This window comes from Streptosporangium album (genome assembly GCF_014203795.1).
Classification (GTDB): Bacteria; Actinomycetota; Actinomycetes; order Streptosporangiales; family Streptosporangiaceae; genus Streptosporangium; species Streptosporangium album.
In genome coordinates, this window is the sequence record NZ_JACHJU010000001.1 from 1,895,818 (window position 1) to 1,922,552 (window position 26,735).

Annotated in this window: 24 protein-coding genes; 7 read left to right on the forward strand and 17 right to left on the reverse strand. The window is 71.1% G+C overall.

Features of this window, described 5'->3' with window-relative positions; genetic code table 11:
- Positions 1–15: 15 nt before the first annotated feature.
- The 9 genes from FHR32_RS08865 to ychF form a co-directional block, all read right to left on the reverse strand.
- Complete coding sequence (locus tag FHR32_RS08865) at positions 16–414, reverse strand: (deoxy)nucleoside triphosphate pyrophosphohydrolase (RefSeq protein WP_184753860.1); 399 nt, start codon at positions 412–414, stop codon at positions 16–18.
- Between the two features lie 14 nt (positions 415–428).
- Positions 429–1,517: a C40 family peptidase gene (locus FHR32_RS08870; protein WP_184753861.1), complete on the reverse strand. Its 1,089-nt coding sequence runs from the start codon at positions 1,515–1,517 to the stop codon at positions 429–431.
- Positions 1,514–2,185, reverse strand: coding sequence for a hypothetical protein (locus FHR32_RS08875; protein WP_184753862.1), 672 nt, complete (start codon positions 2,183–2,185; stop codon positions 1,514–1,516). The genes FHR32_RS08870 and FHR32_RS08875 overlap by 4 nt, the downstream gene beginning before the upstream one ends.
- Positions 2,186–2,187: 2 nt before the next feature.
- A complete protein-coding gene (locus FHR32_RS45810; protein ID WP_184753863.1) occupies positions 2,188–4,593 on the reverse strand; it encodes a type IV secretion system protein in 2,406 nt (801 codons plus the stop codon).
- Complete coding sequence (locus FHR32_RS08885) at positions 4,590–7,082, reverse strand: ATP-binding protein (RefSeq protein WP_184753864.1); 2,493 nt, start codon at positions 7,080–7,082, stop codon at positions 4,590–4,592. Before FHR32_RS08885 ends, FHR32_RS45810 begins: the two co-directional genes overlap by 4 nt.
- A gap of 100 nt (positions 7,083–7,182) precedes the next feature.
- Positions 7,183–9,453 carry a TcpE family conjugal transfer membrane protein gene (locus FHR32_RS08890; protein ID WP_184753865.1) on the reverse strand — a complete coding sequence of 757 codons (2,271 nt, stop codon included), beginning with the start codon at positions 9,451–9,453 and terminating at the stop codon, positions 7,183–7,185.
- A gap of 46 nt (positions 9,454–9,499) precedes the next feature.
- Positions 9,500–9,763 carry a hypothetical protein gene (locus tag FHR32_RS08895; protein WP_221465778.1) on the reverse strand — a complete coding sequence of 88 codons (264 nt, stop codon included), beginning with the start codon at positions 9,761–9,763 and terminating at the stop codon, positions 9,500–9,502.
- Positions 9,764–9,926: 163 nt separating this feature from the next.
- Positions 9,927–10,748 (reverse strand): conjugal transfer protein, encoded by an 822-nt coding sequence (locus FHR32_RS08900; RefSeq protein WP_312882182.1) that lies wholly within the window; start codon positions 10,746–10,748, stop codon positions 9,927–9,929.
- A gap of 795 nt (positions 10,749–11,543) precedes the next feature.
- A complete protein-coding gene (gene ychF / locus FHR32_RS08905; protein ID WP_184753867.1) occupies positions 11,544–12,632 on the reverse strand; it encodes a redox-regulated ATPase YchF in 1,089 nt (362 codons plus the stop codon).
- Between the two features lie 193 nt (positions 12,633–12,825).
- On the opposite strand from ychF, the gene FHR32_RS08910 reads away from it, so the two are divergent.
- Positions 12,826–14,130 carry a DNA recombination protein RmuC gene (locus tag FHR32_RS08910; RefSeq protein ID WP_184753868.1) on the forward strand — a complete coding sequence of 435 codons (1,305 nt, stop codon included), beginning with the start codon at positions 12,826–12,828 and terminating at the stop codon, positions 14,128–14,130.
- Between the two features lie 134 nt (positions 14,131–14,264).
- The gene (locus FHR32_RS08915; RefSeq protein ID WP_184753869.1) at positions 14,265–14,783 is read left to right on the forward strand and encodes a DUF6542 domain-containing protein; all 519 of its coding nucleotides are present in this window, start codon (positions 14,265–14,267) and stop codon (positions 14,781–14,783) included.
- A 46-nt stretch (positions 14,784–14,829) separates the two neighbouring features.
- Here the strand turns inward: FHR32_RS08915 and FHR32_RS08920 are convergent, their stop codons facing one another.
- Complete coding sequence (locus FHR32_RS08920; protein WP_184753870.1) at positions 14,830–15,798, reverse strand: 4-hydroxy-3-methylbut-2-enyl diphosphate reductase; 969 nt, start codon at positions 15,796–15,798, stop codon at positions 14,830–14,832.
- Positions 15,799–15,906: 108 nt separating this feature from the next.
- Here FHR32_RS08920 and FHR32_RS08925 point away from each other — a divergent pair, with 108 nt between their 5' ends.
- The gene (locus tag FHR32_RS08925; RefSeq protein WP_184753871.1) at positions 15,907–16,758 is read left to right on the forward strand and encodes a hypothetical protein; all 852 of its coding nucleotides are present in this window, start codon (positions 15,907–15,909) and stop codon (positions 16,756–16,758) included.
- Between the two features lie 26 nt (positions 16,759–16,784).
- Positions 16,785–17,993: an exodeoxyribonuclease VII large subunit gene (xseA, locus tag FHR32_RS08930; RefSeq protein ID WP_184753872.1), complete on the forward strand. Its 1,209-nt coding sequence runs from the start codon at positions 16,785–16,787 to the stop codon at positions 17,991–17,993.
- Here xseA and FHR32_RS08935 read toward each other — a convergent pair.
- Positions 17,971–18,441: a GNAT family N-acetyltransferase gene (locus FHR32_RS08935; RefSeq protein WP_184753873.1), complete on the reverse strand. Its 471-nt coding sequence runs from the start codon at positions 18,439–18,441 to the stop codon at positions 17,971–17,973. The genes xseA and FHR32_RS08935 overlap by 23 nt on opposite strands.
- A gap of 57 nt (positions 18,442–18,498) precedes the next feature.
- On the opposite strand from FHR32_RS08935, the gene FHR32_RS08940 reads away from it, so the two are divergent.
- On the forward strand, positions 18,499–18,738 hold the full coding sequence (locus tag FHR32_RS08940) for an exodeoxyribonuclease VII small subunit (protein WP_376773300.1): 240 nt from the start codon (positions 18,499–18,501) through the stop codon (positions 18,736–18,738).
- Positions 18,739–18,783: 45 nt separating this feature from the next.
- On the opposite strand, the gene FHR32_RS08945 is transcribed toward FHR32_RS08940, so the two are convergent.
- A complete protein-coding gene (locus tag FHR32_RS08945) occupies positions 18,784–19,335 on the reverse strand; it encodes a DUF4245 domain-containing protein (RefSeq protein WP_184753875.1) in 552 nt (183 codons plus the stop codon).
- 39 nt (positions 19,336–19,374) lie between these two features.
- Positions 19,375–19,980 carry a TetR/AcrR family transcriptional regulator gene (locus tag FHR32_RS08950; protein WP_184753876.1) on the reverse strand — a complete coding sequence of 202 codons (606 nt, stop codon included), beginning with the start codon at positions 19,978–19,980 and terminating at the stop codon, positions 19,375–19,377.
- Between the two features lie 82 nt (positions 19,981–20,062).
- Between FHR32_RS08950 and glpX the strand changes: the two genes are divergently transcribed.
- Positions 20,063–21,097 carry a class II fructose-bisphosphatase gene (gene glpX / locus FHR32_RS08955; RefSeq protein ID WP_184753877.1) on the forward strand — a complete coding sequence of 345 codons (1,035 nt, stop codon included), beginning with the start codon at positions 20,063–20,065 and terminating at the stop codon, positions 21,095–21,097.
- A gap of 31 nt (positions 21,098–21,128) precedes the next feature.
- Here glpX and FHR32_RS08960 read toward each other — a convergent pair whose 3' ends face one another.
- Positions 21,129–21,728, reverse strand: coding sequence for a DUF1707 SHOCT-like domain-containing protein (locus FHR32_RS08960; RefSeq protein WP_184753878.1), 600 nt, complete (start codon positions 21,726–21,728; stop codon positions 21,129–21,131).
- Between the two features lie 149 nt (positions 21,729–21,877).
- On the opposite strand from FHR32_RS08960, the gene FHR32_RS08965 reads away from it, so the two are divergent.
- On the forward strand, positions 21,878–23,044 hold the full coding sequence (locus tag FHR32_RS08965; protein WP_184753879.1) for an MFS transporter: 1,167 nt from the start codon (positions 21,878–21,880) through the stop codon (positions 23,042–23,044).
- 38 nt (positions 23,045–23,082) lie between these two features.
- On the opposite strand, the gene iolD is transcribed toward FHR32_RS08965, so the two are convergent.
- From iolD to FHR32_RS08980, 3 genes are read right to left on the reverse strand one after another with little or no spacing between them, the layout of a single operon-like run.
- Entirely contained in the window at positions 23,083–24,924 is a 1,842-nt protein-coding gene (iolD, locus tag FHR32_RS08970; RefSeq protein ID WP_184753880.1) for a 3D-(3,5/4)-trihydroxycyclohexane-1,2-dione acylhydrolase (decyclizing), read from the reverse strand.
- Positions 24,921–25,742, reverse strand: a complete 822-nt coding sequence (gene iolB, locus FHR32_RS08975; RefSeq protein ID WP_184753881.1) for a 5-deoxy-glucuronate isomerase — start codon at positions 25,740–25,742, stop codon at positions 24,921–24,923. Before iolB ends, iolD begins: the two co-directional genes overlap by 4 nt.
- Positions 25,739–26,692 (reverse strand): Cgl0159 family (beta/alpha)8-fold protein, encoded by a 954-nt coding sequence (locus FHR32_RS08980; RefSeq protein ID WP_246466704.1) that lies wholly within the window; start codon positions 26,690–26,692, stop codon positions 25,739–25,741. The genes iolB and FHR32_RS08980 overlap by 4 nt, the downstream gene beginning before the upstream one ends.
- Between the last annotated feature and the right edge of the window lie 43 nt (positions 26,693–26,735).

A 26,735-nucleotide genomic window follows, 5' to 3' on the forward strand; every position in this document is an offset into this window, starting at 1 on the left:
TTATGTTACACCGAGTTACTGTTCAACCTCACCCAGGTGCACTTGTACGGCCCGCACGATCGGCAGGTCAGCGGGCAGCCATCGGACGCCGTACAGCTCGTCCATGGTCAGCCACCGTAGTTCCAGGTGCTCCTTGGCCTCTGGTTCTCCATCGACGATCTTCGCCAGCCAGACCCGGAGCACGTATCCGGCCGTCAGCGGCCAGTCGCCGCCGACCTGCTCCCCGACCTCGACCAGAACGCCCAGCTCCTCCTGGCACTCCCTGATCAGCGCGGTGCGATCGTCCTCCCCCGGATCGACCTTCCCGCCGGGAAACTCCCAGCCACCGGCGAGTTCGGGCGGCTCGGCGCGCTGGGCGGCGAGCAGTCTGCCACCGCCGTCGACGACGGCGGCTCCCACAACGACTTTGTCCATGGGATCCGATTGTGTCAGCCCTGCTGCCTCAATCTGAGTTGCGCGAGAACGTCGGGATTTTGCAACGGCCGGGTGAACCCCACGATGCCGAGGCGGCCCTTGTACGAGGTGACCTTGATCGGCCCGCACAGGCGGCACCGCGCCTCGACCATCTTGCCGGGCGAGACCACCATGCCCACGTGTCCGGGCCGGTCGACACCGGTGCCCGGACCGGCGTTGAAGAAGACCAGATCCCCCGCCTGCTCCTCCCCCGGCGCCACCTTCACCCCGAAGGGCCACTGGCCGAAGGTCGTGCGCGGGATGGTCAGGCCGACGCTCCGGTAGGCCATGTAGATGATCCCCGAACAGTCGAAGGCGTCCGGCCCGGTGCCGCCCCACAGGTAGGGCTTGCCACGCTGGGCCAGCGCGTACTCCAGGATCCCCGCGACCGTCTCGGTGGGCGCCGCCTCCACCAGAGGCTCGTCGCAGGTGTCCTCCGCCTCCGGCGGGACGCTGACCGCGCCGTCCTTGGCGTACTCCTTGGCGATCTCCATGACCTGGTCGACGTACCACCAGGCCCGGTTGTAGACGAACAGCGACCGCCGTACGTCCTCCGGTGCGCCGTTGCGCTTGAGCATCTTCGCCGCGCCCAGGATGGCGTCCGCCGGGTTGTAGACGTCTCCCCAGCCGTCACCGTCGCCGTCGGAGGCGTAGCCGCTGAACTGCGACGGAATCTTGATCTTCGCCTTGCCGCCCCAGGTGCTGATCAGGAACTGCATGGGCCCGGCGGCTCCCGCGTAGTTGGTGCCGCTGCGCACCCCGGGGAGTGTGGAGCGCCCGTGGTCGGTCTCCCGCTTGCCCACTCCGGCGAGCACGTTCCACTGCACGCCGACCTTCTCGGCGTTCTTGCGGTACAGCTTGAGATAGTCGGCGGGGATGTCCGACGCCGCCGTCTCGGACTGCTCCCCCGCGGCCGTGACCGCGTCCTCGCAGTCGGGCAGCTCGCCGCCGGTGAAGGAGGGGAAGGTGCTCACCATCATCATCGGCGCCATCATCAGCGTGAAGAGACCCAGGGCCGCGACGGCGATGATCAGGCCGAGGTAGACCTTCCTGTTGCCCGTCATCCGGCACCACCTGCCTGTGTGGACGAGTCGTCTCCGTCCTGGCCCTCGTCCGCCGGCTGCAGGTCGTGGACCCGCCAGTCGGCGCCGACCTCCACGAGCGTGACGGCGTAGTCCTCGACCCGCTCCTTGGACCCGCTCTTGGCGGTGACGTCCTGGGTACCGGTGACCACGAACACGACCGACGTCTTCTGGACCTGCCGGATCTCCTTCACCCGCGCCGTGCCGACGGAGACGACCTCGTCCGCGCGGTTGGCCTCGACGCTGCCCGGGGAGGTGACCGTGCGGAGCAGCACGGCGGCGAACTCGTTGGTGGTGTATCCCCGGAGCCGGTCCCCGTAGGTCGCCGGATCCTCGTCGTAGCTGAAGGTGCCGTACTCGGCGGTGAACCGCTGGGCGTAGTCGGCGGCCGCCGCCAGCTCCTTCTTGGTCATCGGCAGGTAGGAGTAGACGTCGAAGGGGGCGTTGCTGGCCGTCGCCGACGGCCGGGGCGGCTCGACGCTCACCGGCGCCTGCGATCCACGCACCGTACGGTCCACCCCGACCTGATCGGCCGGGGCCTGCCGTCCGTCGCCGGAGTCCGGCCGCATGGTCAGGTAGATGCCGACCAGGGCCAGCACGACGACCAGCACCGCGAAGACGCCCCCCCGGCGGCTTCCCCCTTCGACCATCGTCAGTCCTTGTCGGGGTTGGACGCGCGGAGCCAGAAGGGCGCGGCCGCGTCATCGGCCCGCCTCCCCTGCTCCGACCTGCTGGGCAGCCAGAGCGGAGGCGCCTCGGACGACCTGTCCGCGCCTCCACCGGTGTTCCTCGACCCGCCCGAGGAGCCGCCGAACAGGCTGCCCCCCGATCCCGAGGCGCTCCGGGAGCCGCCGAACAGGCTGCCCCCCGATCCGGAGGAACCGCGGGAGCCGCCACCGCCACCGCCACCGCTCCGCGAGCCGGAACCCGAACCGGAGCCGCTCCGCGAGCCCGAGCCGCCGCGTGAACCCGAACTTGAACCCCGCGAGCCGGAGTCCCAGCGCCGTGAGCCGCCACCGGGACCGAAGACGCTCCCGCCCGACCGGCCGCCGCCTCCTGACGAGGACGCCGGCGACCTGCCGCCTGAGGAGGGAGCCGGGGACGATCCGCTCGCCGGGCTCGAACCTCCCTGGGGAGCCCAGCCGCCGGAGCGGCCACCGAACCAGCCGCCGCCACCGCGACCGGGGCTGCCGGAGCGAGTCGGAGACGCGCCGGCCGCCGTGCCGCCGCTGGAGAGGTTGAGCGGTGGCGCCGCGCCGGCGCGGGCCGCGGTGACCGGTCGACCCGTCCCCTTGCGCCGCGCACCCGCCTGGGCGTCGGTGTCCAGCGGCGCCGGCTGCGCGCCGGTCGGGACCCGGGCGCCCGAGGGCGTCCCCGCCGCTCCCGGAGCGCCCTCCTCGGCACCGCCGCGGACCTTGCCTTGCGCGACCGCGGCGGCCGCCGTCGCGACGGAGGCGCCGCCGGCGAGCGCCGCCGCCTGCAGCACGGGCTCCGCCTTGCGCATCCCCCAGCGGCCCACCCGCGCCGCCGCGACCGGCGGCAGCACTCCCGCCGCACGCTGCAGGGTCGGCGCGGTGGTCGCGTCGCCCAGCATGCGGGTGGCGAGGGTGTGGCCGTCCATGGAGGCGAACAGGTGCTGGAACGGCCGCCGGTAGAAGAACACCGAGATCGTCAGCAGGGCCATGAACATGACCTGCATGCCCCAGGGCATCGCCGTGGAGATGATCAGCGCGTAGCCGTACACCAGGACGCTCAGGACCAGTGCCAGCACCGCCTGTCTGAGCAGGGTGCCGATCAGCATCTCCACCCAGCGCATCGCGATGATCCGGCCGGTCCCCGGATGCACGCCGATCAGCAGGAAGACCGGCCCCAGGATCAGCAGCAGCAGGAAACCGACCTTGAGCACCAGCAGCGAGACCGCCACCAGGAAGATCAGCAGCCCCGCGACCATCGCGGCCATCAGCGCCCCGATCGCGATGCCCAGCCGGTTTGTCCAATCCTTTCCCTGAAAGAGGAAGAAGACAGGCGTGTTCTCCAGCGGGTTGGCGACCTCCTCCTCATACCGTGCCTGATGGGCGTTGGTGTTGAGGACCTGGGCGGACCGCAGCTCGGACGCGTCGGTCGCCTGGATGTCCAGCAGCTTGGAAGCGTACTTCTGCACGACCGGCGCGGTGGCGTCGGCGGTACCGAACTCACCCATCAGCCAGGGCTTGCACACCAGGGTGGACCAGAGCGCGTCGGCGTTCTGATCCACGCCCGGGACGCCGCTCTGGCCGTAACCGCCAGGCTTGGCCTGGGGATTGGCGTCACCCTTGGCCGGCAGGCAGGACACCCCACCCGCGCCCGGCAGCCCGGAGAAGGCCGAGTTGACCACTTCGCCGGTCTTATCCGTCACGAGCTTCCCCAGCCCGGTGAAGTCGCCGGGACGGCTGAAGAACCAGACCGCGACGGTGACCGCGAGGACCATCCAGATGACACCCTCGGCCGTCGTGGTCGCGCGCTTGCGGATGAGGCCGTACCAGGCCAGCCAGATGGCTCCGAGGATCACGATCGGCCGCAGGAAGGGCCAGTACATCGCGTTGGACAGGCTGATCACGATGTCGTCGACGACGTTCTTGATCGAGTCCAGCGGGCCCTCGGTCGCCGCGGCCTGGTAGGTCGTGATGGTCAGCCGGTCCAGGGCCTTGGCCCAGGAGAAGACCGTGTTGGCCATCATGTTGCCCATCACCGCGGCGACGTCGTCACAGCCGAGCTGGTGGGTGTGCCAGAACTGGCCGCTCATGCCGTAGGTGGCGTAGTTGCCCTGCGGTTGCGCGTCCGGGGCCGGCGCGGCCGGCGTCCCCGCCGCGGGCGGGGCCGGCGGCGGCGGCTTCAACAGGCCGTCCACACCCGAGTCGACGATCTCGGGGGTCAGGTCCGGTGAGAGGTCGCAGGGCGCCGCCGCGGCGGCCGTGGGTGTGCCCGTCGGCAACAGCATCGGCAGGGCGAGGAAGGCGGCCAGCGCCACCAGCGCGACGGCGATCCGCCTGCGTAGTCGTCCCTTGCGGGAACCCTTCATGACCGTACCTCCAGCGCCGCGGCCCCGGGCCTACTGACTCTGTCGCCCTCGGAAGGATCATGCACGTTCTCGTCCGGCCTGTCATGGGTCGGATTCGTGTCGAGCCAGCGCAGCAGTTCGTCGGAGATGAGGTCCACCCCGATCCGGCCGGCCCGGCCCTCCAGATCCCGGAAGACGCACTCGCCGTTGCCCAGTGAGCGCAGTATCGCCTTGTGCTCCTCGGAGGGCTCGACCCCGAGCAGCGCCATCACGTGCTCCACCTCGACCCGCTCGGTGGAGCGGAACGCGAACACCGACGACAGGCAGTTCGTCACCTGCTCGTTCAGCAGGTCACCGGCGTTCTGTGAGACCAGCACCAGGGCGGTGTTGCGGGAACGCCCCATCCGGCTGACCTCGGGCACCAGCTTGGCGCCCTCCGGCGTCGAGGTGATCGCCCAGGCCTCGTCCAGGAAGATCGCCTTGGGCGTCCGCCGGTCCAGGCCGTTCATCAGGCCCCGGGCGAACTGAGCGACCAGGTAGAGCAGCGCCACGGACAGCCGCTGCTCGTAGGAGTAGTCGTCGCGGGCGGTGGAGGCGTCGGGAAGGGTCAGCCCGCCGAGGGTGAAGACCGTCGTCCACCCCTCGGTGTCGATCTGGTCGCCGCCGGAGGGGTCGAAGCAGAGCCGGGCCAGATGCATGTCCGACATCGAGCGGAGCACCGCGCCCAGGTTTCTGGAGGCGGCGTCCTCGGTCCGTTCCAGGAAGTCGACGACCTTGCCCAGCGAGGGGTTCTCCCCGTTGGAGACCGCCGCGACCGCCTGGATCATCGCCGACTCCCGCTCCTCCGACATGCGCGGGAGCAGCAGCCGCAGCGTCTCGCTGGCCATCGTCTTCTTGGCGGCGATGTCTTCTCCGAAGGAGAAGGGGTCGAGCAGGCCCGGCGCGGCCGAGCCGAGCGGGATGATCCGGGCCTTCCTGCCACGCCTCTGCAGCAGCTGGACCAGGGAGTCGGCGTCGCCCTTGGGGTCGATGACCGCGACCGTCACGCCGCGCAACGCCATCTGGTAGATCATCAGCAGTGCCAGCGTGGTCTTGCCGCCGCCGGGCTCACCCGTGATCGCGATGGCCGTCGGCCGGTTGCGCGTGGCGGCCACCAGCGGGTCGAAGTGCACGATGCTCCGGGCCCGGCCCAGGGTCTCCCCGACGTACGGTCCCATCCAGCCGGACTTGCCCTCGTCCATCCGGTCGCCCAGATCCACGGTGGCGGTCGCCATGCCGCCCGCGATGGTGCGCAGCGGCTGCCGCTGGGCGTAGGCGTTGACCCGGACCCGCTCGCCCGGCAACGCCTCGCAGAACAGCGAGAACTGGTCACCGGTGGAGTTGACGATGTCGATGCCCATGTCGCGGTAGTGCTCCACGACCGCCTCGACCCGCTGCACGCAGATCTCCTCGGTCGGGGCGGACACGATCAGCCGGTGCCAGCCGTACACGAAGGGCAGGCGCTCCTTGGTGATGCCGTGCTCCAGCATCCGGGCCGCGTCGATCTGCTCGGCCAGCGCCAGCGGCGCCTCCGCGCCCGCCTCCCGGATGTGGATGTCCATGTCACGGGCGTGGGCGAGCTTGCGCGCCACGTCCTTGCTGGCCTTGACCGGCGAGATCAGCCGCATCCTCGAACTGACCTCCACGGGGAAGGGCAGCTGGTCGGCGAAGTGCATCCACGGCTCGCCGTCGGGGAAGGGCATCATGTCCGGGAACCGGGCGAAGGACAGGTTCGCGACATAGGAGTCGCCGTGTGGCTGCTCGATCCGGAGCAGCGACCTGCCGTTGTGGATCTGCCCCTCGACCAGGGACTCGATCTCGCCCTGCCCCCACCGCCGCTTGGGGCTGGCCGAGGCCGGCGGATCGCCGAGGGAGCCGGTCGCGGCGTGCTGGAAGAGCCAGGCGATCTCGGTGGAGGTGGCGTGCCGGGCGTACAGGGCACTCGCCGACAGCGCCCGGCCCAGCCGTTCGGCCTGCTCGGACCACTTGGTGATCTCCGCCTTGGGGACATGGTCGTCCTCGATGCCCAGGGCCTTCTCGCTGCGCTGGTAGAAGCCGAAGAGCTGGGACAGCACCCCGGCGCCGAGCTGCCTGCCGCGCGCGCCGAGCCGTACGCCCAGGTAGACCTCCTTGCTCCAGAAGTCCTTCGCCCAGACGTGCCGGTACATCTCCTCCAGGTAGTCGCGCCAGCCGGGGCCCTCGTCGGAGGTGGCGTTCAGCGCCATCGCCCACTCGGCCGCCGGGTAGGTGCGATGCGCCACCCGCAGGTGCACCTCCGCGTCCGGCATCCGGATCGTCGCCAGCGCGATCGTGATGTTGGTGGCGAGCGCCTCCCGCTCCTCGGACGTGATGAACTCGTAGCTCACGGTCGGCAACCGGAAGTAGGCCCAGACCGACGAGTCGGTCAGCAGGATCCGATCGTCGAAGTAACGGACGGCGAGGCGGCTGCGTGCCCGCGAGGCCCGGCTCACACGACCTCCCTCTCCGGCCGGGTGACCGGACCGCCGCGCACGGCGGTCCGCGCGCCCATCTCGTTACGCCCGTTCACCACGTCTTCTCGCGCCCGGGGGATCACTGGGCCAATTCCTCCTCGCTGGATCGAACCGCCTGCGCCGCTCCGAAACCCGCCACCACGACTCCTGCCAGGGCGAGATACGCCCGCCGACCGGCTGCCCGCAGGTGGGACGGCTCCACCCGCTCGGACCTGTCGGGGGCCAGCTCGTCCTCCCAGGGAACCCGCACGATCGCCCGGCACCTGCCCCGGGCCACCGCCTCGGCCTGTTCCACATCGCCCATGCTGCGGCGGCTCACCCCGTTGACGACCATGATCGCGCGTCGCCGGAGGTCCGCGCAGCCGTGTCCGTCAAGCCACTCGTAGGTCATCGCCACCGCGTCCGGCCCGTCCTGGCTGGCCGGGACCACCAGGACGAGCTGGTCGGCGTAGGGCAGCACCCGCGCGGCCAGTGCCGCCGCCGGGTCCATGACGATCAGTTTGTAGTGCCGGTCCAGCATGTCCATGGTCTGGCTGAGCCGCCGGTCGGAGAAGAGCGTGCGGTCCGACAGCCGCTGCTCGGCACCGGAGTCGCTGTCACCGGCGATGACCTCGAGGCCCGAGGCGCAGCGGCTGGTGTAGGCGCGCATGCCCAGGTAGCCGTGGACGTTGTCGAGTCCGGCCAGCAGAGAGGTCAGGGTCTCGGGTGATTCGCCCTGGATCCGGCTGGACAGGGCGTGGATGCCGACGCCGGCGTCGACCGCGAGCACCCGGTCCTCCCGGTAGCGGGCGAGGGTGTGCCCGAGCATGAGCGCGGTCGTGGTCTGCCCGGCGCCGCCGGTGCACCCCAGCACCACCACCCGGCGGCTGCCGTTGAACACCGCCCTGGCCCGTGCCTCGTCGACCTCCGCTCCGTCCATACGGCCCGTGCCCCCGGGTCCGATGACCACCTGGGCCAGCCGCCGCCAGCCGCCCGAGGAGTCACGGCCGACGACCGACTCCACCCGGCGCACCCTGGCCTCACCCTGGGGAGCCTTGGGCAGCGCCACAGCGGGCGTCACCGGGTCGGCCTTGTCTTCGGCCCCCGAGGGAACCGCCCGGATCGAGATGCCGGGCGGCGTCCCCGCGGGCCGCTCCTGTGGTCGCGCCCGCCGCGTCTCGGCGGCCTGTGCCCCCGGCTGATCCTCGCGGTAGCGGGCCCACGGGTCCTCGTCCCTCCCGGTCTCCGGCTCCGCTGGACTCTCGTCCGCCTTCACCCGGGGTGTGGCGGGACGCCTCCCGGTCGGAGCCGGCCCGACGAATCGCGGTGTGGCGGGAGACTGCTCGGCGTGTTCGGCGGCTGCCGGGGAACGGTCGGTGGGCGCGGACCGCTCGGCGGGAAGGGGCCGGTCAACGGACGGCGGGGCGGCCGACACAAGCCGGTCGGCGGACACGGACCGGCCAGCGGACACAGGCCGGTCAGCGGGAACGGACCGCTCAGCGGACACGGGCCGCTCGGGCTGTGCCGGAGGCGGAGCCGTGGCGCGTTCGGCCTCGGCTGAGGCGGCGAGCCTGCGCAGCCGTCGCAACGCCTCGGTGTCGATCGGGGCCGCCGGTGCGGCGGGAGCCCGCTCGGAACCGGTCGCGGAGACCGGTGCGGGCGGCATGGCGGGAGCGGGATCGGCCTGGGCCTTGACCCGCGCGCCGGAGGTCATGGGCGGCGGGGCGAGGAAGACCCGTTCGACCGGTGTCTCGGGAACGGACACGGCGGGCGTGCCACCGCCGGGCGTCTCGGCTGTGGCCTGCCCGAGAGCCGGGGCGGTGCCCCGGCGAGGGGCGGGAGCCGTACCCCAGGCGACCTGCTCGCGGGCGGCAGGCCCCGCGGCCGCCGCGGCCGCGGCGGCGGCCACGGCGGGGCGGACCTGCCGGGAGGACGCGGCGCGCTTCGCCTGGGCGTGCCTGGCCCTGCGTGAGGACTTGACGCGGACCGGTGCCGCCCGCTGGGGTGCCGCCCGCCAGACCCGGCCGGTCAGACTGATCTCCGAGGGTTCGGAGGTGGGAGCCATCCGGCACCAGGTGCGGGGCTCGCCGACGTAACGGAGCTGCGACTGGAGGAGCTCGGTCAGCCTCTTGCTCTCGATCACCGGCCGGGTGGAGAGCCAGGTGACGATCCCCGGCGGCACGAGGTAGACCACGTGCCAGGGCGCCTCGAGAGGCAGGCCCAGCAGGTAGAGCAGCAGCGACCAGGGCACCACCACACCCACGAAGACGCCGATCCAGACAATCGGAAGCGGCATGGGCAGCCGTAGGTCGTACAGCTTGTAGAGCCGCTTCTCGATCCGCCAGATGTTGGTATAGGTGGGCAGGTCCACGCGCTCCTCCTCTCCGCCTCTCGTTCTCTGACCGCTATGGGCGGACTCAACCCCCCGTGATGCCCAGCGCGCCCGCGATCGCCTTGGCCGTCACCTCGATGATGTTGGGCACATAGAAGATCACTCCGATGGCCACCGCGAGGATGATGAACTGCACGAACCTGGTGATCTCACGGGTGAAGAGGAAGAAGAGCGCGACGACGGAGACGACGACGAGGAAGAGCGGGGCGAAGAACTTACGGAGGAAGTCGGCCAGTCCCTCGGTGTTCACGCCCGCCGGAGGAGCGGTTGGCTGGGCAAGATCGATCATGCTCAGCAGGATGGTCTTCAGGGTCACTTCACGTCCTCCGTGCTCATGATCGCGCTCGGCGGCCGGGCACCGGCCCGACACGCGCATACCCGGACCCGCCCACCGCCGCCTCGCTGATCAGGGGGGTTCTGTTCACTGTCGGCCGGCACCGTTCGATCATGCGCTACCCCACAGACCGTTGCGCGCCGCGGATGTCCTTGACGAACCACTTGTCGCCCTGCTTGACCACCGTCAGCAGGTAGGCCTGCTCCAGCTTCCCGCTCATGTCTCCGGGGTCGGAGGGCGTGGAACCCGGGGACGGGGTCGCGCCCGAGGGCACGCCCCACACGACCGTGGCGGTGACGTCGCGGGTGGCCCCGCCGACGAGCGGGACGGAAAGGCTCTTGAGCTGCACGAAGGTGAACGCGCCGCCGAACCCCTCCAGGGTGACGCCGGCGGCGGCGTAGCGCTGCAGGGACGCGGTGTCACTCGCGGCGTAGGCTTTGAAGAAGTCGGCCAGCGGCGTGCGGAGCTCGGCCTCGGCGGCCTCGTCCCTCTCGCCCGCGGACACCGGGGGCAGGTTCGCGGGCGTCGGCGCCGGCAGGATGCCCGGCCGTCCGGAGACCACGAACCGGTCCGTCTGGCTGTCGTGGAACACCGGCACCGACAGGAGCTGGCGGCGGTTTCCCGACTGGAACGCGAGGGTCACCACGGCGTTGTCCCTGTCGACGATCTCGGTGCCGTACGGCTGGACCGCGCCGGCGGCCATCCGGCCGAGCCCGTCCCAGCCGAACTGCGCTTCGGCGCCGTCGGGCAGGTAGGGCGCGAGCCTCGCCGCCCTTTCCTGGGAACGGATGGCCTCGAAATTCAGATAGACGGCGGCGAACTGGCTGGCGAAAGAGGTCGCCCGGCTGAGGGGGAATTCGGTGTCGGCGGAAACGGAAGGCGACCCACCAGCGGCGCCCTGCCGGGTAAAACGTTCAAAAGGCGCACGGACCCCGTTCACTACGATGACTACTATTAGCGCCCAGAGCACAGCACGGCCGGCCCAAACCAGCCAGCGACCGCCTCCGCCGGACCAGCGGCCCCGGGACGCCGCACCCCGCCCGCGCGCCAGAGGGCCGTCGAAGCCGGAGTCATAGGACATGTCCGGGTATACCGACAGCTCAGGGTCGCCAGCGATCCGAGGATCACGCTGGACCGTTGCCCTTCGAGCCATCATGCCTCCGCTCGCGCCCATCCCCCGGCCGGAGCGGTGTCGTATTACTTCCGCCCCCGTTAACCATGGTCAAGCACTTACTCTAACCGCCCCGGCGATTGTTCCAGGAAAGCCACGCCTATGCTGCAGGCAACCTCCTGACTGAGCAAACCCGGTCTGGAACCCCCAGCGAACCCGTTACCTGGTCACATCACCAAGAAAGCACGTTATGCCTGGTCGGCGGGTAACCCGATTACCGAAACGCCACGCATTGCTGTCCAAACGGCACCGACACTGTCGCGACCTGCGCATTTACCAGTAATACGTCACTCAGCGTCACCGCGAGAGGGAGCGCGAGGACACGGGGCTCCCCCATGCCCTTGCGGGCGGAACCGATCACCAGGTATGCGGCGGGCAGTACCAGCAGAATCCGTGGGGACGGGACGGCCGGGTCGATCCAGTTGTCGAAAGTCATGAGGAGGGCGAGCCACGGCGGCCACCGGATGACAACGGGCGGCGGCTTCGAGCAGCTCCATGCGCCCCTGCGGGCCGAAAAGGCCGCCGGACCTTTTCTCATAGGTCAGGCGGCCGTTCTCGTCGTCTCTAGACGTTGAAGCGGAACTCCACGACGTCGCCGTCGCGCATCACGTAGTCCTTGCCCTCGATGCGGGCCTTGCCGGCCTGACGGGCGGCGGCGATGGAGCCGGCCTCGACCAGCTCGTCGAAGGAGACGATCTCGGCCTTGATGAAGCCGCGCTGGAAGTCGGTGTGGATGACCCCGGCCGCCTCGGGTGCGGTGGCCCCCTTGCGGATCGTCCAGGCCCGGGTCTCCTTGGGACCGGCGGTCAGGTAGGTCTGCAGACCGAGGGTCTCGAATCCGACATGGGCGAGCTGGGACAGACCGGACTGCTCCTGGCCGACGGACTGCAGGAGCTCCAGCGCCTCGTCGTCGGGGAGCTCGACGAGCTCGGACTCGATCTTGGCGTCCAGGAAGACCGCCTCGGCCGGCGCGACGATCGCCGCCAGCCGGGCTCGCAGATCCTCGTCCGTCAGCTCGTCGGCGTCGAGATTGAACGCGTAGAGGAACGGCTTGGTGGTCAGCAGGTGCAGCTCGCGCAGGTCGGCCACGTCGATCCCGGCGCCCTTGGCCCCGGCGTACAGCGTGGTGCCGCCGTCGAGGAGCTTGACCGCCGCCTCCGCCGCCTCCATCGTGGACCTGCGGTCCTTGTTGGTCCTGGACTCCTTCTGGAGGCGGGGGATCGCCTTCTCCAGGGTCTGCAGGTCGGCGAGGATCAGCTCGGTGTTGATCGTCTCGATGTCGCGCTCGGGGGCGACGTCACCGTCCACGTGGGTCACGTCCGGGTCGGTGAAGACCCGGATGACCTGGCAGATGGCGTCGGTCTCGCGGATGTTGGCGAGAAACTGGTTACCCCGCCCCTGCCCTTCGGAGGCACCGCGGACCAGCCCGGCGATGTCGACGAACTCGACCTTCGCCGGCAGGATCTTCGCTGAGCCGAAGATCTCGGCCAGCTTCTCCAGACGTGGGTCGGGAACGCCGACGATGCCCACGTTGGGCTCGATGGTGGCGAACGGGTAGTTCGCCGCCAGGGCGTTCGCGGTCTTCGTCAGCGCGTTGAAAAGCGTTGACTTACCGACGTTGGGCAATCCGACGATGCCGATGCTCAGGCTCACGTCAGCCGAGTTTACGGGGAATCACGCAGTGCTACCCGCCGCGGGCATGTCACAGGCCGGTAGAAATCACGTTCCACCACCCTCCCCATCGCGGGGCAACTCCCGGTAACAGGAAGGCGATGCGGGGGCGGGGCCCAAGGCGTGTCGGGAGGCCGGGAGCCGCCGGGCCTGCGATCATTCCGAGGTGGACGTCATGGCACTCGTTTTCCAGCTCGCCGTGGGACTCGCCGCGGGACTCGCGATCGGATTCCTGATGGGCCGGGCTCGTGCCTCTGAGGGAGCGACGGACATGGGGGCACGCCTGGCCGAGGCCGAGGCCCGGGCGAAGGTCGCCGAGGAGAAGGTCGCCTACGTCGAGGGGCAGCTCGCCGAACGGTTCCAGGCCCTGTCGGCTCGCGCGCTCGATGTCAACAACCTGCGTTTCCTGGAGCTGGCCGAGACCCGGCTGGCCGCCGGCCGTACCGAGGCCGCCGGAGAGCTGGAGCAGCGCAGACAGGCGGTCGAGCACATGATCGAGCCGTTGAAGGACACCCTGGCCCGCGTCGAGACGCAGTTGCGCGACACCCAGTCGGGCCAGCGGGCCGCCCACGCCGAGCTGGCCAAGCACATCGACGTCGTCCGCGAGAGCAACGACCAGCTCCGCGGCCAGACGACCGCGCTGGTGCGCGCCCTGCAGCGCCCGGAGGCCAGGGGCCGGTGGGGGGAGCTCCAGCTCCGCAGGGTCGCCGAGATCGCCGGGATGCAGCGCTACTGCGACTTCGACGAGCAGGCGAGCGCCACCACCGCCGACGGCGTTCTCCGGCCCGACATGGTCGTACGGCTGGCCGGCGGCAAGAACGTCGTGGTCGACTCCAAGGTCTCCCTGGCCGCCTACCTGGAGGCCGCCGAGTCCGGCGACCCCGACTACCAGTCGGCCCGGCTCGACTCCCACGCCCGGCACGTGCGCGAGCACGTGGACCGGCTCGCCGCCAAGGCCTACTGGCAGGCGTTCAGCCCGGCGCCGGAGTTCGTGGTGCTGTTCATCCCGGGCGAGGCGTTCCTGGCCCCGGCTCTGGAGCGCGATCCCGCCCTGCTGGAGTACGCCATGCGGCGGCGGGTCCACATTGCCACACCCACCACGCTGATCACCATGCTCCGCACGACCCAGTACGCCTGGCAGCAGGCCGCGCTCAGCGAGAACGCGCGAGCGGTCTTCGAGCTGGGCAAGGAGCTCTACGAACGGCTGGGCACCATGGGACGGAACATGGAGTCGATGGGCCGGTCGCTGAGCAGAGCCGTGGAGGCCTACAACCGCACGGTCGGCTCCCTGGAGACCCGGGTGCTGGTGAGCGCGCGCAAGCTGAACGACCTGGGACTGGTCGAGGCCGAACTGGACGGACCCGGAACGGTCGAGGACCTGCCACGCGCGCTGACCTCGCCCGAACTGCTGGAAGAGGAGAGGTCAAGCTCCCCTCTGATGTCCCGGCTGAACGGTAAATTGACGAACGACCTGCCCTAGAAGCTGTTCTCTTGGGACGCCGACAGCCGGACACTGGAGGCGGAACGGAGCGGGTTGGCGATGAGGGGCCAAGGTCGAGGGGGGTGTCTGGTGGACGAGCGAGGCGACGGGCAGCCGCTTGGCGAGGTGATCGCGTGAGCGAGCGGAAGCGCGGTGGCGGCATCCGGCTGACCGCCCGGGGCGCGATGACGTCGGTGCTGGCGTCCACACTGGTGGGCGGTGTCCTGCAGGCGTTATTCGTGCTGCCCGCGCTGGCCGGGGTGGCGTTCGTGGCCGGCTGCACGGCCGCGGTGTCGCTGGTGAACCGGCGGGACCTGCTCTCGCTGGTGGTGTCCCCACCGCTGATCTTCCTGGTGGCCACGCTGATCGTCGAGGTGGTCCGGGCGCTGGGCACGGCCTCGCCGATCCAGGCGTTCAGCCTTGGCATGCTCACCGTGCTGTCGGCCGGTGCTCCATGGCTGTTCGGCGGCTCGATCGTGGTCCTGCTCGTCGCATGGCGCCGCGGGCTCGCCCAGTGTGTCCGCGATCTGCGCGAGGAGCTGCGGGCGGCAGGACCGGACATCCCCCGTCCGAGGAGCGGCAGCGACTACGCCCCCGAGCCCGAGGGCTATTTCGAACCCAAGGTGTACGGCACGCCCCGCGAAGGTCAGTGAGGCCGTGCGGCGGCGCCCGGCGCCGCCGCACGGACGGGGGATCGGGTCAGACGGTGGCTCGCAGGTCCTTGCGGAGCTCGTGCGGGAGGGCGAAGCGGACGCTCTCCTCGACGGACTCGACCTCCTCGACGTCGTTGAACCCGTGCGCGGCGAGGCGGGCCAGGACCTCGGCGACGAGCTCCTCGGGGACCGAGGCGCCACTCGTCACACCGACCGTGGTGACGCCGTCGAGCCACTCGTCCTTGATGAGTGAGGCGTCGTCGACCAGGTAGGACGCGTCGGCGCCGTGGTCGAGGGCGACCTCTACCAGGCGCTTGGAGTTGGAGGAGTTCTCTGAGCCGACGACGATGACGAGCTGGGCCTGGGCGGCGATCTCCTTCACCGCGACCTGGCGGTTCTGGGTGGCGTAGCAGATGTCGTCGCTCGGCGGGTCGATGAGGTTCGGGAAACGCTCCTTGAGCCGGGAGACCGTCTCGACGGTCTCGTCCACCGACAAGGTGGTCTGCGACAGCCACACCAGCCGGTCGGGGTCCTTCACCTGGACGGCGCCGACCGCGTCGAGGCCGTCGACGAGCCGGATGTGGTCGGGGGCCTCGCCCGCGGTGCCCTCGACCTCCTCGTGGCCCTCATGACCGATGAGCAGGATGTCGTAGTCCTGGGACGCGAAGCGCCTGGCCTCGTTGTGCACCTTCGTCACCAGCGGGCAGGTGGCGTCGATCGTCCTGAGGCTGCGCTGGGCGGCTTCCCGGTGGACCGCCGGAGAGACTCCGTGGGCGGAGAAGACCACGATCGCGCCCTCGGGCACCTGCTCGGTCTCCTCTACGAAGATCGCTCCGCGCGCCTCCAGCGTCTTGACCACATGGGTGTTGTGGACGATCTGCTTGCGGACGTAGATCGGCGCGCCGTACTGCTCAAGGGCCTTCTCGACGGCCTGGACCGCTCGATCGACCCCCGCGCAGTAACCACGGGGCTTGGCCACAAGTACGCGTCGGGTCGCGGGGGTCGTTGAAGTCATGTTCTTATGCTACGTGGAGTGTCCGCTGGGCCGCCCACGCGTCCTATGACCTCATACGGCACAGTCTTACCAGACTAGGTGCCCAATACAGACTCTCAGGGAGACGACATGGCAGTCCCCGACATCCTCCGCAATGTCACCAGAAACATTAAAGAAGCGCTCTCCAGTCGCGAGGGGTTCAAAGAGAAGGCCAAGGATCTGCCGCTGTACGTGCTGCAGTCCGCGCTGAGCGGGATGGGCCAGGCTCTGCGGATCGGCGACCGCATGCGGACCTCGATCAAGCACCTCGCCGACCAGGAGGAGAACGCCGAGGAGTCCCGCCGGGAGGCCGCGGGGAGCGAGAAGGCCACGGAGAGCGTGGAGACCGAGGAGAAGCCGGCCCGCCGCGAGCCGGTCATCTTCGCCCCGCGTCCGGAGAGCACCCCCGTCAAGGAGACGGCTCCCGAGGTCAACGGCTCCTCCTCCCGTCCGGAACCGGTCATCTTCGCCCCCACCAAGCCCAAGGCGACCGGCCCCGAGCCCACCGCGGCCGAGGCTCCCGACGCCACCGCGACCTCCAAGGCCGCCGAGGCCGGCGACTCCGCCGAGGCCGCAAAGGCCAAGCCCGCCGAGGCCGTCGAGACCGCACAGACCGAGCCCGCCGAGGCCGTCGAGACCGCACAGACCGAGCCCGCCGAGGCCGCCGAGGCCGAGGCGGGGATTCCCTCGCCCGCGGCCGTGCAGGTCGAGGTCGCCGAGGTGGAGATCGTCGAGTCCGCGGCGGCCGAACCGGTCGCCGTGCCCGCCGAACCGATGCCCGGCTACGGCCAGCTGACGGTCGCGTCCCTGCGCGCCCGGATGCGCGGCAAGTCCGCCGAGCAGATCCAGGAGCTCCTCGACTACGAGCAGGCAACCACCGCCCGTCCGGAGGTCGTGCGAATGTACGGGAACCGGCTGGCCAAGCTGGGGTCGGCGGAATAGCCACCACCGGCGCGTAGGCTCCGCCCATGAGCTCGAAGACCACTCCGGAACAGCCACTCCCGGTCCGCACGGTGCTGCAGATGGTCGGCGGCTGGATCGGCAAACTCGGCACCGTCTGGGTGGAGGGGCAGATCACCGAGTTGACCGCCCGCGGCGGCACGGTGTTCCTGACGTTGCGTGACCCCGTGGCCAACGTGTCGGCCCGGGTCACCTGCCCCCGTGGCGTCTACGAGGCGACCGTCCCCCGGCCGGTGGACGGCGTCCGGGTCGTCATGCACCTTAAACCGGACTTTTGGGTAAATAAGGGGTCTTTCGCGTTCACCGCGCTGGAGATGCGGCCGGTCGGCGTCGGCGAACTGCTGGCCCGGCTGGAGCGGCTACGCCAGGTGCTCGCCGCCGAGGGACTCTTCGGCGTCGACCGCAAGCGGCGGCTGCCGTTCCTGCCCGGCACCGTCGGACTCATCTGCGGCCGTGACTCGGCCGCCGAACGCGACGTGCTGGAAAACTCGCGACGCCGCTGGCCGGCGGTGCGGTTCAAGGTCGAGCCCGTGGCCGTGCAGGGACCGTACGCGGTCGGCGAGGTCACCGAGGCCCTGCGGAAGTTCGACGCGGACGGCGAGGTCGACGTCATCGTGATCGCACGGGGCGGCGGGTCCATGGAGGACCTGCTGCCCTTCTCCGACGAGGCGCTGGTCCGGGCGGTCGCCGCGTGCCGGACCCCGGTGGTCAGCGCGATCGGCCACGAGCAGGACAACCCGCTGCTCGACCTGGTCGCCGACGTGCGGGCGTCCACCCCCACGGACGCCGCCAAGAAGGTCGTGCCGGACGTCGGCGAGCAGCTCACGCTGGTGCGCCAGCTCCGTGACCGGGGCCGCCGGGTGGCCGGTGGCTGGCTGGACCGTGAGACGGCATGGTTGGCGGCGGTCCGCACCCGTCCCTCGCTGGCCGACCCGGTCCGGGAGATCGAGCGCAGGGCCGAGCAGGCCGAACAGCTCAGGGACCGGGCGAGGCGGTCGCTCACCGGCTCCCTGGACCGCGCCCAGGATTCCCTGGGACACCTGCGGGCACGACTGGTCTCCCTCTCCCCCGCCGCCACCCTGGAACGCGGCTACGCGATCGTGCAGCGCCCCTCGGGCGACGTCGTACGGCTGGCGGGCGACGTCGCACCCGGTGACGAGCTGACGATCCGCTTCCCCGACGACAGGGTGACGGTCAGGAGGGATGCCGCCACGTGAGCGACGGATAGCCGTCGTCGACGAAGCCGAGCTCCCGGTAGAGCGGCTCCGCATCCGAGGTGGCGTGCAGGTCCACCCTCTGGACCTCGCCGTCCCGGTACCAGTCCAGGAGCGCGGACATGATGGCCCGGCCGTGCCCCCGGCGCCGGTGCGCGGGGTCGGTCGCCATGCCCTGGATGTAGCCGCAACGGCCGTCGGGGAGGGTGGGGCCGGGGAAGCGGTCGAAGATGAGGCCGATCCCGCAGGCGGCCAGGCCGCCTGCGGGGGCGTCCACCACGTAGACGGCCGTGTCGTCGCTGCCCAGCCGCTCCTCGAGACTGTCGGCGTAGTCCTCCTGCCAGCGCTCGCCGATCGGGTAGCTGCCGTCCTGGGCCATCCGGTCGGCCAGGATCACGCGGAGGCGGACCAGCTCGGGGATATCCTCGGGGGTCGCGGGGCGGACGCTCATAGACGCAGTCTCCCAGTCCTGCGGTGCGGGGCCTCTGCCAGGGCGAGTGCCCCTAGGGTGGTGGACGTGGCCGATGAGAAGACACCGTCGTACGAGCAGGCACGCGAGGAGCTGACCGAGGTGGTCCGCCGCCTGGAGGCGGGCGGGCTCACGCTGGAGCAGTCGATCGAGCTCTGGGAGCGTGGCGAGAAGCTGGCGTCGGTGTGCGAGGAGTGGCTCCAGGGCGCCCGGGTGAAGCTCGCCGCCGCCATGGCGCAGCGCAGGCAGCCCGATCCCTCCGGCGACGCGCCCTTCTAGCGTGCCGGGACCGTACGGCGTGCCGGGACCATGCGGAGGCGCCCGCTAGGAGGTGATCTTGACCTGCTGCTTGAGCGATCCGGCCAGCGCCGACAGCTCGTCCCACTGAGCGGTCCCGGTGACGACGACCGTGACGTCGGGCAGGAGCCGGACCAGGGAGCGCTGGTTCTTGTCCTTGCGGAGGCGCTGCTCCCAGGTCACGCCGCCGATCTGGACGTTGCCGACGACCTCTCCGGTGTTGGCCATCCGGTTGGCGAACTCGGCCGCCGGCTTCTCGTCGCTCTGGGCGAGCATCACGTGGGAGCGGGTGGCGGCCTCGGGGCGCTTGGCGGTGGCGAAGCCGAGCCTCCAGCTCACCACGCCCTTCTGGTCGGTCATCTGGGAGCTCGTCGGAATCCAGCCGGCGGGCACCGGGTCGGGCGGCCACACCTGGTAGGGGGCGGCACGCCGCATGTTGGCCACGTCGATGGAGTAGTCGACCTTGGGGATGTGCTCAGTCCTGCTCTGCGGTGTGACCAGCAGGAAGACGCCGACACCGGCAAGGCAGACCAGCATCGCGACCACGTAGCCGTAGAAACCCTGAGTGAACCGTTCCACGTCTGTCGACCCTAGCCGCTCGGAAGGGCGGTCTCGGCCTCAGGGGCGGTGAATCTGCCCGATGATGGCCAGCACGCCCTCGGCGAGCTCGCGGGAGGCGGCCTCGTCCTCGGACAGGGCGACCTCGGAGACCGCGGCGGCGAGCGCGCCGGTGAGGACCACGACCAGCGCGCCCTGGTCTCCCTCGAACAGGGTGGCATTGCGCTTGGCCCACTGGCGGAGCCGGTCGCGCATGATGACCTCGAAACCGGGCGGGCCGTCACCGCGCAGGAACAGCGCGGAGATCTCGCGCTCGGCGAGGCACCCTTCCAGGTAGGCGCGGGCGCCGGCGACGAACAGCCGCATCGGGTCGGTCTCGCCTTCGGCGCGGACCTCCTGGACCGCCTGCTTGCTCCGTTGGGTCTGCCGGCTCTGGAACTCGTCGAAGAGCGTCAGATAGAGATCGGCCTTACCGGAGAAGTGGTGGTAGAGGCTGCCGACGCTCGCTCCGGCCCGGGCGACCACGTCGGTGACCCCGGCCTCCGCGAAACCACTCGTGACGAAGACCTCTCTCGCCGCGGTGAGAAGTGCGACGCGCGTGGCGGCGCCCCGCTCGGAGGTCCGTGCGGTCACACCTGCCACCTGCCAATCCGTGTCGCTGCTCATAGTGGGCACATTATCCCTCGACACCCGGTAAGAGGGTGGCAACTACGATCGTTGCAGTAATCCACGAGAGGGGCTCCTCGTCATGTCCGATCAGTCATCCGTACCCGCCGCGCTGGCCACGGGCGCACACGCCCCCGACCGCAACCTCGCTCTCGAACTTGTCAGGGTGACCGAGGCCGCCGCGATGGCGGCGGCCCGCTGGGTCGGGCGCGGCGACAAGAACGGCGCCGACGGTGCCGCGGTGAACGCGATGCGCCAGTTGATCAACACGGTGTCGATGAGCGGCGTGGTGGTGATCGGCGAGGGGGAGAAGGACAACGCGCCGATGCTCTACAACGGCGAGCAGGTCGGCGACGGCAGCGGTGCCGCCTGCGACGTGGCCGTGGACCCGATTGACGGCACCCGGCTGACGGCGCTCGGCATGCCCAACGGCATCTCGGTCATCGCGGTCAGCGAGCGCGGCTCGATGTACGACCCGTCGGCGGTCTTCTACATGGACAAGCTGGTCACCGGCCCCGAGGCCGCCGGATCGGTGGACATCAACGCGCCGGTGGCCGACAACATCGCCGCGGTGGCCCGTGCCAAGGGGGGCGAGCCCTCGGACGTGACCGTGGTCGTCCTCGACCGGCCGCGCCATGAGAAGCTCATCAGGGAGATCCGGGACACCGGCGCGCGGATCAGGCTCATCACCGACGGCGACGTGGCCGGAGCGATCATGGCCGCCCGCGCGGGAACCGGCGTGGACCTGATGCTCGGCGTCGGCGGCACGCCGGAGGGCATCATCGCGGCGTGCGCGCTCAAGTGCCTGGGCGGTGTGATCCAGGGCAGGCTCTGGCCGCAGGACGACGCCGAGCGCCGCCGGGCGCTGGACGCCGGTCTCGACCTGGACGCCACGCTGAGCACCGACGACCTGGTCAGGTCCGACGACGTGTTCTTCGCGGCCACCGGGATCACCGACGGCGAGCTCATGCAGGGTGTCCGCTACCGGGGCGGCCACGCCGTCACCAGCTCCCTGGTCATGCGCGGCCGTTCCGGCACGATCCGCAAGATCGAGAGCGAGCACCAGCTCTGGAAGCTGCGCGCCTACAGCGCGATCAACTTCGACAGCGCGAGCTGACCCGCCCGCCGCCGGCCGCCCGTGTCCCCGTTCAGCGGCGGAACCACGGGCGGCGGGGACGCTTGGGCGACTTGGCGACGATGCTGCCCATGGTGACGAGTCCGGTGATCTCGATGACCGGGCCGTCGGACGAGGGCGGCACCCGGTTCTTCTTTCCGGCCATGAAGCCGGAGGCGGGCATCTCGATCCGGACGCCCTCGGGGACGATGAGCGTGAGGGTCCCGGCCATCACGGTGACCTGGAGGGTCACGTGGCCGGACTGGAGGACCGCCTCGCGCAGGTCGAGCGTGACGTTGGCGCAGATCGCGGTGGCGGAGAAGCGGGTGGGCACCACCCAGCGGCCCGAGCGCTTGTCCGAGCCGAAGAAGGCCACGACCGGGCGGACGTCGGTCCGCAGCGGCTGGGCCTCGGGCGGGAGCAGGTCGGTGGTGAGCGCGGCGATCTCGCCCAGCGTGCGGGCGCGGTACAGCGCTTCGAGCCGTTCCTCGTGCTCCTCGTGGTTCAGCCGGCCGTCGGCGAGCGCGTCGCTCAGCACGGCGGCCACCCGTTCCCGGTCGGCGTTTCCCGCCCGCAGATCGCCGGGGGCCGGCGGGGGTGCGGAGTGGCGGGGCGAGGGCGGGAAACTGTCCACCCCTCGACGATAATCGCTGCGGGGGTCGTGGCGGCGCGGCCCGCCCCTCCCGCGGCGCGACGACGCGGGTGATCGGCCATTGACCACTGGGGACGGCACCCCTAATCTGGCGGAAACTTGAACCCCCCTCATGTTCCATGGAGACCGTGGTGCCGACCCCCCGCGACAGGCAGGCACGAGTGGCGACCTGGGCCGCCTTCTTCGTCCAAGGCCTCTGTTTCGCCACCCTGCTCACCCACGTGATCGACCTGCAGCACAGGTTCGGGCTGAGCGACGGTGACCTCACCCTCGTCCTGCTGCTCGTGCCGGTGATCGCCGGCGTCGGGAGCGTCGTGGCCGGCCCGCTGGCCGCGAGGTACGGCAGCGGGCCGGTCCTGCGGATCTCCCAGGTGGGGGTCTGCGCCGTCGTGGCCCTCTCCGGGTGGAACGACGGGCTCGCCGGGCTGTACGTGCTCAGCGCCGTGTTCGGGCTCTTCGTCGGGGCGGTGGACGCGGCGATGAACATGCAGGCCGTCGCCGTCGAGCGCCGCTACGGCATGAGCGTGCTGACCGGATTCCACGCCGTGTGGAGTGTCGGCTCGATGCTGGGCGCCGGCTTCAACTCCGCCTTCAGCGCCCTCGGGATAGGCCTGGGCTGGTCGTTCACCGTCCCGGTGGCGATCGGCGCCGCGACCTCGATCGTCATGCTCCCCCGGCTCTACGGCCGGGACGAGGAGAAGGCGACGGCGCACGCCGCGGCGGCGGCGGTCAGGGTGCCGTGGCGGCCGATCATCCCGCTCTGCCTGGCGATGGCCTTCCTCTACGTCGGCGACGCGGCGGTCTCCAACTACGGCACCGTCTACATGGAGAAGGCGCTGGAGGCGAGCGGCTGGCTGGTGCCCTTCGCCTATCTCGTCTACCAGGCGGCCATGCTCGTCGCGCGGGTCCCCGGTGACCTCGCCGTGCGCAGGTACGGTCCGGCCCCGGTCGTCCGGGTGGGCGCGGTGGTCGCGGCCGCCGGCACGCTGGGCGTCGTCGTCGCCCCCGCTGCCCCGGTGGCGGTCCTGTCGTTCGGCCTGGTCGGCATCGGCCTGTCCGTCATCGCGCCGCAGTCGTTCTCCGCGGCAGGCCGTCTCGGCGCCGGGGCCGAGACGGCGATCGCGCGGGTCAACGTGTTCAACTACGTGGGCTTCCTCGTCGGCGCCGCCGTGGTCGGCACCGTCAACGACACCGTGGACGTGCGGACGGCGTTCGTGCCGGCCGCCGTCATGGTGGCCCTGATCGTGCCGCTGGCCGGGGGCTTCCAGCCGAAGCCGGAGATCGCGGCCCGGGGATAGCGGCGCCCGCCCCGGCCGCTCCCGGCGCCCCTGGCCGCTCAGAGGTAGGGGTGCTGGGCCCGTTTGGCCTGTTCGTAGCCGAGACGGGCCTGCCGCGCCTCCGGCAGGTCCGACACCTCGGCGACGGGGACGTCCCACCAGGCGGTGGTGTCCGGTCCCGGCCCGGGGACGGTCTCGACGTGGACGACGGTGGTCCGGGCGGACTCGCGCGCCTTGGTCAGGGCCACCCGCAGCGACTCGGGGCCGTCGGCGCGCAGGACGTCGGCGCCCAGGCTGGCCGCGTTGGCCGCCAGGTCCACCGGCAGGAGCGCGCCGTCCAGCTCGCCCGAGGGACCGCGCATCCGGTAGGCCGTCCCCAGGCGGCGGGCCCCGACCGATTCCGACAGGCCGCCGATGGAGGCGAAGCCGTGGTTGTCGACCAGGACCACGACGAGCTTGACGCCCTCCTGAACGGCGGTGACGATCTCCTGGGCCATCATCAGGTAGGACCCGTCGCCGACCAGCACGAAGACCTCGCGTTCCGGGTCGGCCAGCTTCACGCCGAGTCCTCCGGCGATCTCGTAGCCCATGCAGGAGTAGCCGTACTCCACGTGGTAGGTCCCCGGGCCGGTGGCACGCCAGAGCTTGTGCAGGTCGCCGGGGATCGACCCGGCCGCGTTGACCACCACGTCCGCCGGCCGGGCCACCTCGTTGAGCATGCCGAGCACCACCGGCTGGGTCAGCGTGTCTCCCGTGGTGAGCAGGGAGACCTGCTCCTGCCAGTCGTGGGTCAGCTCCGCCGCCCTGGCGGTCCAGCCGGGGTCGGCGCTCCAGTCCCCGGGATCCAGCGCCCGCAGCGCCTCACGGGCGTCGGCGACGAGCGTCTCACCGGAGTGCTTGGCCGCGTCGAAGGCGGTGACGTTCACGTTCAGGAAGGCGGCCGGGCCGAACAGGGTCCGGGAGGCGGTGGTGAAGTCGCTGTAGCGGGTGCCGACGCCGATGACCAGGTCGGCCTCGCGCGCCAGGGCGTTGGCGGCGGCGGTGCCGGTGTGCCCGACGCCGCCGACCGCGCGGGGGTGGTCGTAGGGCACCGCCCCCTTGCCCGCCTGGGTCTCGGCCACCGGGATGCCGTGTCCGGCGGCGAAGGCCGCGAGCGACTCCGACGCCTCGCTGTAGATCACCCCGCCCCCGGCCACGATGAGGGGGCGCCGCGATCCCCGCAGCAGCTCGACCGCCCGTGCCAGCGCGGCCGGTTCGGGCACCGGGCGGGCCACGTGCCACACCCGCCTGCGGAACAGCTCCACCGGCCAGTCGTAGGCCTCGGCCTGCACGTCTTGGGGCAGCGCCAGGGTGACCGCGCCCGTCTCGGCCGGGTCGGTCAGCACCCGCATCGCGGCCAGCAGCGCCGAGGGGAGCTGCTCGGGGCGGTTGATCCGGTCGAAGAACCTGCAGACCGGCCGCAGGGCGTCGTTGACGGTCACGTCGTAGGAGCGGGGGTCCTCCAGCTCCTGCAGCACCGGGGTGGCGACCCGGGTGGCGAAGACGTCGCCGGGCAGCAGCAGCACCGGGATCCGGTTGATCGTCGCCAGCGCCGCCCCGGTGACCAGGTTGGTGGCCCCCGGCCCGATCGAGGTGGTGCAGGCGAAGGTGGACAGGCGGTTACGCGCCCGCGCGTAACCGACCGCGGTGTGCACCATGGCCTGCTCGTTACGGGCCAGATAGTACGGCAGGGCGCCTGCCGTACCGGCTCCCTGCTCGGCCAGTGCCTGTCCGATCCCGGCCACGTTGCCGTGGCCGAAGATGCCCAGGCATCCGGCCACCAGCCGTTGCTCGACGCCGTCGCGCTCGGTCCACTGGTTGGCGAGGAACCGCACGAGCGCCTGTGCCACCGTGAGTCTCATCGCAGCGCCTTCGTCATGGGGAGGCGGGGGTCGACCGCCTGCTCCGCCCAGGAGGAGCGGACCCAGGCGTGCCGGGGGTCGTCGCAGAAGGCCATGGACCGCGTCGGAGCGGGCCCGGCCAGCACGTTGAGGTAGTAGAGGTCGTAGCCGGGGGCCGCCATCGAGGGGCCGTGGTAGCCGTGCGGGACGAGCACCACGTCGCCGCCCGACACCTCGGCCAGCGTGTCGTGTGTGCCGTAGACCCGCTGGTAGCCGGGACCGCCCTCGAAGTAGTAGATCTCCTCCAGCACGGCCTCGCGCTCGGAGGCGGTGTCGTGCTTGTGCGGCGGGTAGGACGACCAGTTGCCGCCGGGGGTCAGCACCTCGACCGCGACGAGCTTGTCGCAGTCGAAGGCGTCCGGGGCGCAGAAGTTGTTCACCTGACGGCTGGCCTGGCCCGCGCCGCGCACCTCGACCGGGACCTCGCGTGCCGGGCCGTACCGGACGGGGAAGCTCCTGCTCGCCCGGGCCGCGGGGAACGCGAACCGGCCCGTGCCGGTGATCCGGGCGGTCGCGCCGACGGGCAGGTAGGCGAAGTCGCTGACCGCCTGGAAGACCGAGGTCCGGCCGTGGAGCGTGAGCCGTACACCCTCGCACTCGACCGCGCACGAGCCCGACAGGGGCAGGACCAGCATCTCCTCGTCACCTGTGGTGAACTCCACGCTCTCGCCGGACAGGCAGAGCAGGCGGAGTCCGGCGTAGGTCCACCCGGCCGACTCCGGGGTGATCAGCAGTGTCCAGGGGGACAGTGCCGTGCTTCCCGCGGGGATGAAGGTCATGCCCGCCCCTCCTCTGCCGGTCCGTCGAAGCGTGACGTCTCAGCGCCGTGCCTGCCCGATCGCTCGCTCACTGTCACCTCCAGCATCGCCGCGGCGGTGTCGACGGCCGCGGCCACGTCGTCATCGGAGGGGTACAGCAATGCGCGGCCCACCACAAGACCCCGCACGCCGGGGAGCCTGAGCGCGTCGCGCCAGGCGGCGTAGGTCTGCTGGGGATCGCCTCCCGGGTCACCCCCCAGGAGCAGGGTCGGCAGCGTCGTGGCGCGCATCACCCGCTCCATGTCGGCGACCACCGGGAGCTTCAGCCAGGTGTGCGCGGAGGTCGCGCCCAGCCCCTGTCCGACGTGCATGGAGCGGATGACCCCCTCGGGGGACAGGTCGTGGGCGACCGCCCCGTTCACCCGTCGCGACCAGAACGGCTCGACCATCGCGACCAGGCCGTGCGAGGCCAGCTCGGTGATCGTCCGAGCGCAGGACTCCAGGGTGGTGGCGGTGCCGGGGTCGTCCAGGCCGATCCGGCAGAGCATCTTGCCGCCGTCCAGGCCCATCCGGACGATCGCGGGGGTGTCGTAGGCGGTGAAACGGTCGTCGAACTCGAACACCGCGCCGTGCACGCCGCCCCGGTTCATCGACCCGATGACGAGCTTGCCCTCCAGCGCGCCGAGCAGCAGCAGGTCCTCGACGATGTCGGGGGTGGCCAGCAGCCCGTCCACGCCGGGCCGGGCCAGCGCCACGCACAGGCGTTGCAGCAGGTCGACGCGGCTGCCCATGGCGAAGGGCCGGCCCCCGGCGCCGAGCACGCCCCGGGCGGAGTGGTCGGCCGCGATGACGAGGATTTGGTCGCGCTCCTCCAGCGGTCTCCCGCGCCGCCGTGCCGCGGCCGCCTCCACGATCCGCCAGGGGGCGTGCGCGCGGGTGTCGAGCAGGCCGCGGTAGTCGTCCTCGCTCATGCCTCCGGCGGCACTCGTCCGGACGGGTCCGGTGCCGGCCCGG

Excerpts from the sequence above, each read along its gene's own strand:
- FHR32_RS08910 (WP_184753868.1), top strand. The coding sequence starts at position 12,826 with ATGGCACTCGTTTTCCAGCTCGCCGTGGGACTCGCCGCGGGACTCGCG.
- FHR32_RS08870 (WP_184753861.1), bottom strand. The coding sequence starts at position 1,517 with ATGACGGGCAACAGGAAGGTCTACCTCGGCCTGATCATCGCCGTCGCG.
- FHR32_RS08875 (WP_184753862.1), bottom strand. The coding sequence starts at position 2,185 with ATGGTCGAAGGGGGAAGCCGCCGGGGGGGCGTCTTCGCGGTGCTGGTC.
- FHR32_RS45810 (WP_184753863.1), bottom strand. The coding sequence starts at position 4,593 with ATGAAGGGTTCCCGCAAGGGACGACTACGCAGGCGGATCGCCGTCGCG.
- FHR32_RS08865 (WP_184753860.1), bottom strand. The coding sequence starts at position 414 with ATGGACAAAGTCGTTGTGGGAGCCGCCGTCGTCGACGGCGGTGGCAGA.
- FHR32_RS08950 (WP_184753876.1), bottom strand. The coding sequence starts at position 19,980 with ATGAGCAGCGACACGGATTGGCAGGTGGCAGGTGTGACCGCACGGACC.
- FHR32_RS08895 (WP_221465778.1), bottom strand. The coding sequence starts at position 9,763 with ATGATCGATCTTGCCCAGCCAACCGCTCCTCCGGCGGGCGTGAACACC.
- FHR32_RS08980 (WP_246466704.1), bottom strand. The coding sequence starts at position 26,692 with ATGAGCGAGGACGACTACCGCGGCCTGCTCGACACCCGCGCGCACGCC.
- glpX (WP_184753877.1), top strand. The coding sequence starts at position 20,063 with ATGTCCGATCAGTCATCCGTACCCGCCGCGCTGGCCACGGGCGCACAC.
- FHR32_RS08920 (WP_184753870.1), bottom strand. The coding sequence starts at position 15,798 with ATGACTTCAACGACCCCCGCGACCCGACGCGTACTTGTGGCCAAGCCC.
- FHR32_RS08925 (WP_184753871.1), top strand. The coding sequence starts at position 15,907 with ATGGCAGTCCCCGACATCCTCCGCAATGTCACCAGAAACATTAAAGAA.
- FHR32_RS08935 (WP_184753873.1), bottom strand. The coding sequence starts at position 18,441 with ATGAGCGTCCGCCCCGCGACCCCCGAGGATATCCCCGAGCTGGTCCGC.
- iolB (WP_184753881.1), bottom strand. The coding sequence starts at position 25,742 with ATGACCTTCATCCCCGCGGGAAGCACGGCACTGTCCCCCTGGACACTG.
- iolD (WP_184753880.1), bottom strand. The coding sequence starts at position 24,924 with ATGAGACTCACGGTGGCACAGGCGCTCGTGCGGTTCCTCGCCAACCAG.
- xseA (WP_184753872.1), top strand. The coding sequence starts at position 16,785 with ATGAGCTCGAAGACCACTCCGGAACAGCCACTCCCGGTCCGCACGGTG.